9 protein-coding genes are annotated in these 9,659 nt (G+C 62.5%); 7 read left to right on the top strand and 2 right to left on the bottom strand.

What is annotated here, in order from left to right; translation table 11 throughout:
• The 7 genes from tnpA to HMPREF1022_RS12880 form a co-directional block, all read left to right on the top strand.
• Positions 1-274, top strand: a 274-nt coding sequence (gene tnpA / locus HMPREF1022_RS12910; RefSeq protein WP_009303440.1) for an IS200/IS605 family transposase, incomplete at its 5' end; no start/stop codon positions are given.
• Between the two features lie 384 nt (positions 275-658).
• The gene (locus tag HMPREF1022_RS12905) at positions 659-910 is read left to right on the top strand and encodes a HypC/HybG/HupF family hydrogenase formation chaperone (RefSeq protein WP_009303439.1); all 252 of its coding nucleotides are present in this window, start codon (positions 659-661) and stop codon (positions 908-910) included.
• Between the two features lie 325 nt (positions 911-1,235).
• On the top strand, positions 1,236-4,079 hold the full coding sequence (ileS, locus tag HMPREF1022_RS12900; RefSeq protein ID WP_009303438.1) for an isoleucine--tRNA ligase: 2,844 nt from the start codon (positions 1,236-1,238) through the stop codon (positions 4,077-4,079).
• Complete coding sequence (gene lspA / locus HMPREF1022_RS12895; protein ID WP_009303437.1) at positions 4,076-4,606, top strand: signal peptidase II; 531 nt, start codon at positions 4,076-4,078, stop codon at positions 4,604-4,606. The genes ileS and lspA overlap by 4 nt, the downstream gene beginning before the upstream one ends.
• Positions 4,603-4,809 (top strand): PLDc N-terminal domain-containing protein, encoded by a 207-nt coding sequence (locus HMPREF1022_RS12890; protein WP_008686313.1) that lies wholly within the window; start codon positions 4,603-4,605, stop codon positions 4,807-4,809. The genes lspA and HMPREF1022_RS12890 overlap by 4 nt, the downstream gene beginning before the upstream one ends.
• A 12-nt stretch (positions 4,810-4,821) precedes the next feature.
• Entirely contained in the window at positions 4,822-5,808 is a 987-nt protein-coding gene (ybgF, locus tag HMPREF1022_RS12885) for a tol-pal system protein YbgF (protein ID WP_009303436.1), read from the top strand.
• A 215-nt stretch (positions 5,809-6,023) separates the two neighbouring features.
• Positions 6,024-6,659 (top strand): protein phosphatase CheZ, encoded by a 636-nt coding sequence (locus tag HMPREF1022_RS12880; RefSeq protein WP_009303435.1) that lies wholly within the window; start codon positions 6,024-6,026, stop codon positions 6,657-6,659.
• A 382-nt stretch (positions 6,660-7,041) separates the two neighbouring features.
• Here the strand turns inward: HMPREF1022_RS12880 and HMPREF1022_RS12875 are convergent, their stop codons facing one another.
• Together HMPREF1022_RS12875 and iorA are read right to left on the bottom strand one after the other, a co-directional pair.
• Entirely contained in the window at positions 7,042-7,647 is a 606-nt protein-coding gene (locus HMPREF1022_RS12875; RefSeq protein ID WP_008686316.1) for an indolepyruvate oxidoreductase subunit beta, read from the bottom strand.
• 11 nt (positions 7,648-7,658) lie between these two features.
• Positions 7,659-9,509, bottom strand: a complete 1,851-nt coding sequence (gene iorA, locus HMPREF1022_RS12870; protein ID WP_008686317.1) for an indolepyruvate ferredoxin oxidoreductase subunit alpha — start codon at positions 9,507-9,509, stop codon at positions 7,659-7,661.
• Between the last annotated feature and the right edge of the window lie 150 nt (positions 9,510-9,659).

The following is a 9,659-nucleotide window of genomic DNA, read 5'->3' as shown; positions in this document are numbered from 1 at the left end:
TCATGTGCACATGCTGGTGAGTATTCCTCCAAAAATCAGTGTATCAAGTTTCATGGGGTACCTGAAAGGAAAAAGCTCATTGATGATTTTCGATAAGCATGCAAACCTGAAGTACAAATTTGGCAATAGGAAATTCTTGGCGGAAGGATATTTCGTCAGTACGGTAGGACTCAATGAGGTAACGGTCAAAAAATACATTCAGCAGCAAGAGAAGCATGATATTCTGCAAGATCGAGTAAGTACCCGAGAATACCAAAACCCCTTCCAGGGGTAAGCCAAAGCGGCAAGGGCACTGGGCTTGAACAAAGTGAAAGCCAGCGCCTTTAGACGCTGGCCGGTAACAAGCCCTTATAGGGCTGGAGCAAACCACCCGCTATGCGGGTGGTTTTGATTTGCCGCGCGTGCATCACGGGCGCGGATGTCCTTCCTTCACGATTGATGCGCAATCGCGGTTGGGTAAAACGATACCTATAAGCATATGCTGACAGCATGTTTTTGATGCGCCTGTCCCGCTGAGGTTCGCCGCCGCCCTTGCTTCGCCATTGCTCCCCTGCTATGCTGATATTTCTCCTGGCCCGACAGCTTTCCGGCGGCGCGCCCGGCGCGTCTTGCCGTTACGCCATGAATGCTTATTCTTCAGTGCAGTGAGGTCCCCGCCATGTGTCTAGCCATTCCCGTCCAGATTGTGGAACTTCAGGAAGAAGGCATGGCCCGCGTGCGCGTGGGCGAAAGCCAGACCTTTCTGACCGCTTCCGTCATGCTTTTGCCTGAACCGCCGCAGATCGGCGATTATGTCATTCTCCACGCCGGGTTCGCCCTGCATACCATGACGCCCCAGGAGGCTCAGGACAGCCTCGCAGCCCTGCGCGAACTGGCCGAAGCCATGGAGGGCACGCCGGCCCCGTTCTAGCCCGGATTAACGTTGGGAATTATCATTCTCAACGTTGGCGCTGCCTTCAGCCTATCTCTGCTGTCGTCATCCGTAAGGCGGCATAGCCGCCAACGACTGACGCTCGTGGCTGACGTCAGCTCTCGCAGCCGCCGGAGCGATTCCAACGTGAAATTGCTCTGAGGCCGCCTCTCCGCACAGTGTATGCCGACAAGCCCACGCCCGGGAAGGCCGCAGAAAAGCGGCCTTCTTGACTTTAGGGCGCTCTTTGCCCACACTAGAGCGATTTTTCTTTCGCCCGCATCCTCTTCTGCCCTCGGGCCGGGCACAGCCGCTGGGAGCCAGCATGAGTGACTACAAAAAAACCCTGAATCTTCCGCAAACCGCCTTTCCCATGAAGGCCAATCTGGCCCAGCGCGAGCCGGAAACCCTCAAGAAGTGGGACCAGATCAACGCCCGCGAAGCCATGGTCGAGGCTTCGGGCAGCCGTGGCGCCTATGTGCTGCACGACGGGCCGCCCTACGCCAACGGGCACATTCACATGGGCACGGCGCTGAACAAGATTCTCAAGGACATTGTGGTCAAATCCCGCAACATGCAGGGCTACGCCTCCCGCTATGTGCCGGGCTGGGATTGCCACGGCCTGCCCATCGAGCACAAGGTGGAGCAGGAACTCAAGGAAAAGAAAAAGACCCTGCCCGCCCATGTGGTGCGCAAGCTCTGCCGCGACTACGCGGCCAAGTGGATCGACGTGCAGCGCAAGGAATTCAAGCGGCTGGGCGTGCTCGGGGACTGGGACGATCCCTACATGAGCATGAAGCCCGCCTATGAGGCCACCACGGCGCGCGAACTGGCCGATTTTGTGGAAAAGGGCAGCGTGATCCGCGCCAAGAAGCCCATCTACTGGTGCTGCTCCTGCCATACGGCTCTGGCCGAAGCCGAGGTGGAATACTACGACCACACTTCCCCCTCCATCTACGTGCGCTTTCCCCTGCCCGACGCGGGCCTGGGCAAAGTCTTCCCGCAGGCTGCCCCTTCCCGCGCCTATGTGGTCATCTGGACCACCACGCCCTGGACCCTGCCGGACAATATGGCCGTCTGCCTGCATCCGGAATTCACTTACGTGCTGGTGGAGGCCGGGGGCAGCCAGTATCTGCTGGCCGAGGAACGCCTCGCGCCCTGCGCCGCCCTGTTCGGCTGGAACGATCCCAAAATTCTGGGCCGGGCCACGGGCGCGCAGCTCGAAGGCCTGGTGGCCCGCCATCCCTTCTACGACCGTCCCTCGCCCCTGACCCTGGGCCTGCACGTGACCCTGGACACGGGTACCGGCTGCGTGCACACCGCGCCGGGCCACGGCCGCGAGGACTACGAAGTGGGCCTCAAGTACGGCCTGGACATTTATTCTCCCCTGGACGACGCGGGCCGTTTTCTGCCCACAGTGGAATTTTTCGCCGGGCTCACGGTCACCGAAGCCAACCCCAAGGTCATTGAAAAGCTCAAGGAAAAGGGCGCGCTGCTCCAGGAAGGCAAAATTCAGCATTCCTATCCGCACTGCTGGCGCTGTAAAAATCCGGTGATCTTCCGGGCCACCACCCAGTGGTTCATCAGCATGGAGAAAAACGACCTGCGCAAGCGGGCCCTGGAGAGCATCGACAAGGACGTGCAGTGGATTCCGGCCTGGGGCCGGGACCGCATCTACAATATGATCGAATCCCGGCCGGATTGGTGCATTTCGCGCCAGCGCCAGTGGGGCGTGCCGATCCTGGCCCTGCGTTGCGAGGACTGCGGCGAGGCCTGGAACGATCCCGCCTGGATGCGCGACATCAGCGACCGCTTCGCCAAGCACCCCACGGGCTGCGACTACTGGTACGAGGCGGACCTGAGCGAGATCGTGCCCGACGGCCTGAAGTGCCCGCACTGCGGCGGCAGCCACTGGACAAAGGAAAGCGACATCCTGGACGTCTGGTTCGACTCCGGCACCAGCTTCGCGGCCGTGCTGGAAGCGCGGCCAGAGCTCTCCTACCCGGCGGACCTCTACCTGGAAGGCTCGGACCAGCATCGCGGCTGGTTCCACAGTTCCCTGCTGGTGTCCGAGGGCACGCGCGGGCGGCCTCCCTACCGCTCGGTGCTGACCCACGGCTACGTGGTGGACGGCGAAGGCCGCAAGATGTCCAAATCCATCGGCAATGTCATCGCCCCGCAGGAACTCATCGAGAAGTTCGGGGCCGAGATCGTGCGCCTCTGGGTTTCCTCGGTGGAATACCGCGAAGACATCCGCATTTCGGACCAGATCCTGGGCCGTCTGGTGGACGCCTACCGCCGCATCCGCAACACCTGCCGTTTCATCCTGGGCAACATCGACGGCCTGAGCCAAGCGGACCTGCTGCCCCTGGAGCAATTGCTGCCCCTGGACCGCTTTGCCCTGGACGTGGCCGCGCGCATGCACGAGCGCGTGCAGCAGGCCTACACGGACTTTGAATTCCACAAGGTCTACCACAGCCTGCACAATTACTGCGTCACGGATCTCTCCTCCGTTTATCTGGATATCCTCAAGGACCGCCTCTACGCCTCGGGCGCGACCAGCCGGGAACGCCGCTCGGCCCAGACGGCCCTGTGGCACATTCTGCGTCTGCTGCTGCGCGACATGGCTCCGGTGCTCTCCTTCACAGCCGAGGAAATCTTCAGCCACCTTCCGGCGGACCTGCGCGGGCCCGAACCCACGGTCTTCGCCCTGCAGGCCGTGTCCGGCGAGGAATTTCTGCTGCCCGAAGGCCGGCGCGACGACTGGAACGTGCTGCTGGCCGTGCGCGGCGCGGTGACCAGGGCCATTGAACCCCTGCGCCGCGACGGCGTGGTGGGCCATTCCCTGGATACGCGGGTCACGCTCTACCTGGCCGACGAGTTGCGCGAGCGCCTGGAAAGCCTGAACACGGACCTGCGCGCGGTCTGCATCGTCTCCCAGTTGGAACTGGCCCCCCTGGCCGAGGCTCCGAAAGATGCCTACAGCGACAGCGAAGTGTCCGGCCTGGCCATCGGCGTGGAAAAGGCCCACGGCGAAAAGTGCGAGCGCTGCTGGATTTACAGCACGGAACTGGGCACGGACCCGGCCCATCCCACGCTTTGCCCGCGTTGCGCGGCGGTGCTCAAAAACCTTCCCCTCGGGGAGCAGGAAGGACGCGCGGCCGAATGAGACGGCGCTATCTGATTTTGGGCGGCCTGGCCGCGCTGGCCTTTGTGCTGGACCAGCTCAGCAAATGGTGGGTCATGACCGCCATTCCCGAGCACCGGCCCGTGGTGGTGATCCCCGGTTTCTTCGACCTGATCAACATCCGCAACCGGGGCGCGGCCTTCGGTTTTCTGAACCGCTCGGACATTGAATGGCAGTTCTGGCTCTTCCTGGCGGCCACCGTGGTGGCGGCCTGGGCCATCATCGCCCTGGTGCGCGGCTCACGCCATCAACCCTGGCTTTTCGCCGGGCTGGGCCTGGTGCTGGGCGGTGCTCTGGGCAACCTGGCGGACCGCCTGCGCTTCCGGGCCGTGGTGGATTTTCTGGATTTTTACTGGGGCGACTGGCACTGGCCCGCCTTCAATGTGGCGGATATGGCCATCTGTATCGGCGCCTTTCTGGCCTGTCTGGTCATCTGGCGCAAATCGCCGGAAAACGCGCGGGACGGCGCGTCCGCCCGCGGCACGTCCGGCACGGGGAGAAAAGCATGACCTTTGCCTGGTGGCATCCGCTGGTAGCCTTGATTCCCATGCTTCCCAGCTTCTGGAGCATCTGGCACATCTGGAGTCATGAGTTCGAGACGCCCCAGCAACGTGCGCTCTGGCTGGTGCTGGTGGTCTTTCTGCCGGTACTGGGCGGCATCATCTACATATTTACGGGCCGCACCAAGGCCTGTGGAAAAATTCAACGCTGAAACGAGGCTATCATGAACAGATCCCGTTCTTCCCATCTCCTGCTCCTGGGCTGCGCCAGTCTGTTGCTGGGCGCCTGCGTGCAGAGCGGCTCCGGCGGCGGCAGCACCCTGAATCTGGAACAGCAGGTGCAGCAGCACGACATGCAGCTCAGACAATTGCAGCCCGCCCAGGCCGACGCCTGGAACCAGCTCCAGGCCATGCGGCAGGAGTTGAACACCCTCAAGGGCCAGATGGACGATCTGCAGAATGTGGGCGGCGCGCGCGCCCTGGTGGAACGCGTCAATCGCCATGATGCGGCCCTGCGCCAGGTGGAGAGCAGCATGGCCCTGAATCTCAATCTGGGCGATCCCCTGCCGTCCACGCCCGTGTCGGCGGCTGCGCCGACGACTCCGGCCGTGCCCATGACTGGGACCGCGAACACGCCGTCGTACGGCCAGCCCGAAGCAACCTACGGCCAACCGGCCCAGGGCGGCATGCCCGCGGGCAGTCCCGGCTACACGGCGGCCGTGCCTGCGGGCACACAGCCCTATCAGGGCCAGCAGGCGGCCCAGCCCGCCCAGGCTCCCAACGCCGGCACCTGGGGCCAGCCCTCGCCCCAGCCCGTGGTGCAGGCCCCGCAGAAGGACATTTCCCTGGCCCTCTTCGACGCGGGCGTCAATGCCTTCAACGCCCGCAAGTACGAGGAAGCCCAGCGCTCCTTCACGGACTTTCTGAAAAATTACAAGGACCACAACCTGGCCCCGGAAGCCCAGTACTACCTGGCGGAGTGCTACTTCCAGCGCAATCAGTTCGCGGACGCGGCCCTGGCCTATGATACGGTGATCAAAAAATATCCCAAGTCCACGCGCACGCCCGGCGCCTATCTGAAGCAGGGCATCAGCTTCAGCAAAATCAACCAGGGGGCCGCGGCCAAAGCCCGGATGCAGGAACTGATCAAGAAGTTCCCCAATTCACCGGAAGCCGCCCGCGCCAAGAGCTTTTTGAAGACCAACAAGTAAGCGGTCATTTTCGTCCGGAGTGTGTTTTGCCGCCGGGCCTGTCCCGGCGGCAAAACGTCTCACGGCGGAGAGCGGCTCAGGCATGAAATGTGTGAACCGCTCCGGCAAGGGTTTGCAGCCAACCCCTTGTCATGACAAGGGGTACAGACTCTGAGGGGCCCGGCCCCCTACTCGCAGCACTCTAACCTTTCGGCAGGGCCGGAAAGGGGAACGGGATGGCGGACCACGCAGATGAGCCGACCGTGTACAGACAGTTGAGCACGGACATGCGCCAGGGGCTGAAGGATATTTACCAGCAGATTTCCACGGCTTCCAGCGATCAGGCTTCGCCCGTGCCCGAAACGGACGCCCTGTTCCACGAGGCTTCGGACCAGTTGGGGGAAGTGCTCAAAGCCACGGAAACAGCCACCATGAGCATCATGGAAATCGTGGAGAAGCATCTGGATCTCCAAGCCGAAAGCGCGGAACTGCTGGCCGCCGTGCGGGAAGGCACGGCCACGGAATGCCAGAAGGCCCGCCTTGCCGAGATCAACAGCCAATTGGGCGATGATCTCACCAGCCTGCTGACCACCCTGAGTTTTCAGGACATCACGGGCCAGCGGATCAAACGGGTGGTGGCGGCTCTGAACAAGATTGAAAACAGCGTGGTGGAGCTCTATGTCTCTTCCGGCCTGATCATGGACGGCGCGGAAAAAGACCCGGCCAAGAACGCCCAGGCCCTGAAAGAGGAAGCCAGCAAGGCTGTGGAGGATTTCCGCCAGAACCGCAAGGTCGTTTCCTCGCTCAACGGTCCCAAGAAAGGCGTCTCTCAGGGGGCCATCGACGATATGCTGGCCCAGTTGGGCATGTAGTGTCTAATTTAAAAAATTAGGCACACAAAACCTAGAGGGTCTTGCGGCGGCGCAGCCGCCGTGAGTCAGCGAAAAACCACGTTTTTTCTCTGACGATCCTCCGAAAATTGAGAGCAGAACTCTACTCAAAATTTTTGCAATCAGAGTAATCCCGGATTCCGGCATTTGAAAAGCAAACAGCCCGCCGATGGTTTTCACCACGGCGGGCTGTTGTTTTACAGGGCTGTTACTCTTCAAAGCCTGTTGGCCACTACGAGAAATTTTGTTCTCTGCCAAGGAAGGAAGACTTTTTATGGAAGGAGTGTACTCTTGTGGTACTCGGCCGGAATAAAAAGTCTTTCTGACGCAGGCAGAGGGCGAAAGGGCCGTAGTGCCAACAGACTTAGGCCAGAACCGTCTTGCCCAACTCCAAGGCCTTAAGATTGGACTCCTGCAGCTTAGCGGGCAGAAACTTCTTGATGGCCGCTTCCAAGGCGTCCACGCCGAAAGGCAGCACGCCGGAGGCGCAGACCGCGCTCAGCAGCACGGTATTGCCGCTCTGGGCCGAACCGGCCCGGAGTCCCAGCTCGCGGCAGGGAATGAAGCGGCATTGCCCCGCCACCAGCCGGGTCTGTTCCTCAATATAGGCCATGTCAGGATAGCCGGCCTGTCCCAGGGAGACGCTGACCGGCGGCAGGGGATCGCTGCTGGAAAACACCGTTCCGCCGGGCCGCAGATAGGGCAGGCCGCGCAGGGTTTCCAGAGGTTCAAAGCCCAGCAGCACATCGGCCTCCCCGAAGTCCAGTTTGGGCGAACGCCAGCCGCCCAGCAACAGCACGGATTCCACCACGCCGCCGCGCTGGGCCATGCCGTGCACTTCCCCGGCCACCACATCCAGACCGGCCTGCAGAGCCGTACGCGCCAGCAGGGTAGTCGCCGTCAACGTGCCCTGGCCGCCCACGCCGGTGAAATAAATCCGCATCCGTTTTTGCTTGTCGTGTGCTTTCATTGTTTCACCACTCAGCGCTTTTTGGCTTTAAAGGCCGTGGGAGCGATCTGCAGGCAGATCATGCAGCCGGAACACAGGGTTTCATCCACCGCCAGATTGTCGCCCTGGCGATAAAAGGCCGGACAGGCCAGCTGCTCCAGGCAGCGCAAGGCTTCCTCGCCCTGCTGCACCACCTGGGCCACCTGGGGCTGCCCTTTCTTGAGGCGACGACGGGCATAGAGCACGCACGGCTCCTCGGCGATGAGCACCCGCACCCCGGACTTGTCCTTCATTTCCTCCAGGGCCTTGGTCACGGCCTTGAGATTGAAGGCCTTTACCTTGACGCATTCGGTCACGCCCAGGCCGCGCACCACGGCTTCCATATCCATATGCACGCTCATGTCGCCGAGCATTTCCTGCAGCATGCCGGGATTGGGCTGATGGCCGGTCATGGCCGTGGTGCCGTTGTCCAGAACGACCAACAGCAGATCGTGGTGGTTGAAGACCGCATTCGCCAAGCCGGTCATGCCGGAGTGGAAAAAGGTGGAGTCGCCGATGAAACCCACCACCGGCTTGCCCGAAGCCCGCGCAAAGCCGCTGCCCGCCGAAATGGACGAGCCCATGCAGACCAGAAAGTCCGCGGTGCGCAGGGGCGGCAGCAGGCCCAACGTGTAGCAGCCGATGTCGCTGGAATAGATGGCTTCGTCCCCGAAGACCTGACGCACGGCATAGTAAACGGCGCGGTGCGAACAGCCGGGGCAGAGGTTGGGCGGACGGCCCGGCAGCTGCGCCTCTACTGGACGCGCGGGCTTGGCCGGACAAGGGCAGTCCAGCCAGGCGGACAGGCGACGCAGCACCAGGGTGGTGGAATATTCCCCCTGGCCGGTCAGATTTTCATTCTTGCCCTCAATGCGCACGTTCAGGCCGCGCCGCTGGGCCAGGGCGCGCACGTCCTGTTCCAGCAGGTCCGCGCCTTCCTCCAGCACCAGCACCCGGTCGCATTTCTGGAGGAACGCGACGATCATTTCGCTGGGCAGGGGCCAGGTCATGCCCAGTTCCAGCACGCGCACGCGGTCTTCCCAACCGCCGCTGGCCAGGGCGTCGGCCAGGTAATTGCGGGCCACGCCGCTGGCGATGATCCCCAGGCGGGTCTGTCCGGCGGGTTCGCGCTCCACGTTGAAGCGGCTGCCCTCGGCGATCTGGCGGGCCTTTTCCAGGTTGGCGTCCAGAGCCAGATGACGGCGGCAGGCCACGGCGGGCACCGGCACAAAGCGTCCCGGCTCGCGCTTGAAGGCCACCTTGGGCTGGGGCGCGGGCAGATCGTCAAAATCCACGGGTCCGCGCATATGGCTGACCCTGGTGGTAGTGCGCAGCATGACCGGCTGTTGCAGTTCGCGGGCCAGACGGAAGGCCTCGCGGGTCATTTCCTTGGCTTCCTGAGCCGAAACGGGCTCAAAACAGGGCAGAGAGGCGAAACGGGCGTAATGGCGGTTGTCCTGCTCGTTCTGGCTGGAATGGCAGCCGGGGTCGTCGGCCGTGAGCACCACCAGACCGCCGGGCAGGCCGATATAGGCCGAGGTAAACAGGGGATCGGCGGCCACGTTGAGGCCCACATGCTTCATGGCCACCAGGCTCATGGCGCCGCCCAAGGCACCGCCGGCGGCCACTTCCATGGCGACCTTCTCGTTGATGGAGTATTCCAGCCGGTAGCGGCCCTCACCGCCCAAGCGGAGGAAGGTGTCGGCCACTTCCGAGGACGGCGTGCCCGGATAACAGGAAACCATGTGCACGCCCGCTTCCAGAGCGCCGCGCACGATAGCTTCATTGCCCAATAACAGATGGCGCTCCCCACGGGCGCCGCGCAACAGCGGATCGTTGCTCATGCTTCCTCCAGACCCTGCGCGCGTGCCGCGCGGGCCGCAAATGGATACCCCCAGCCGGACTTTTCCGCCCCGGCGTCGCCGGGCGCGGTCGGCGTCCGGCACGCATTACGGCGTATTCGTGTCTAATTGGGAAAATCAGACACACAAAAC

The sequence above is a fragment of the Desulfovibrio sp. 6_1_46AFAA genome (genome assembly GCF_000224635.1).
In the GTDB taxonomy this organism is placed as follows: Bacteria; Desulfobacterota; Desulfovibrionia; order Desulfovibrionales; family Desulfovibrionaceae; genus Desulfovibrio; species Desulfovibrio fairfieldensis.
Note: the sequence above shows the minus strand (reverse complement) of the source record. Positions and strands in the feature narration are given on the sequence as shown.

Excerpts from the sequence above, each read along its gene's own strand:
- HMPREF1022_RS12905 (WP_009303439.1), top strand. The coding sequence starts at position 659 with ATGTGTCTAGCCATTCCCGTCCAGATTGTGGAACTTCAGGAAGAAGGC.
- ileS (WP_009303438.1), top strand. The coding sequence starts at position 1,236 with ATGAGTGACTACAAAAAAACCCTGAATCTTCCGCAAACCGCCTTTCCC.
- lspA (WP_009303437.1), top strand. The coding sequence starts at position 4,076 with ATGAGACGGCGCTATCTGATTTTGGGCGGCCTGGCCGCGCTGGCCTTT.
- HMPREF1022_RS12890 (WP_008686313.1), top strand. The coding sequence starts at position 4,603 with ATGACCTTTGCCTGGTGGCATCCGCTGGTAGCCTTGATTCCCATGCTT.
- ybgF (WP_009303436.1), top strand. The coding sequence starts at position 4,822 with ATGAACAGATCCCGTTCTTCCCATCTCCTGCTCCTGGGCTGCGCCAGT.
- HMPREF1022_RS12880 (WP_009303435.1), top strand. The coding sequence starts at position 6,024 with ATGGCGGACCACGCAGATGAGCCGACCGTGTACAGACAGTTGAGCACG.
- HMPREF1022_RS12875 (WP_008686316.1), bottom strand. The coding sequence starts at position 7,647 with ATGAAAGCACACGACAAGCAAAAACGGATGCGGATTTATTTCACCGGC.
- iorA (WP_008686317.1), bottom strand. The coding sequence starts at position 9,509 with ATGAGCAACGATCCGCTGTTGCGCGGCGCCCGTGGGGAGCGCCATCTG.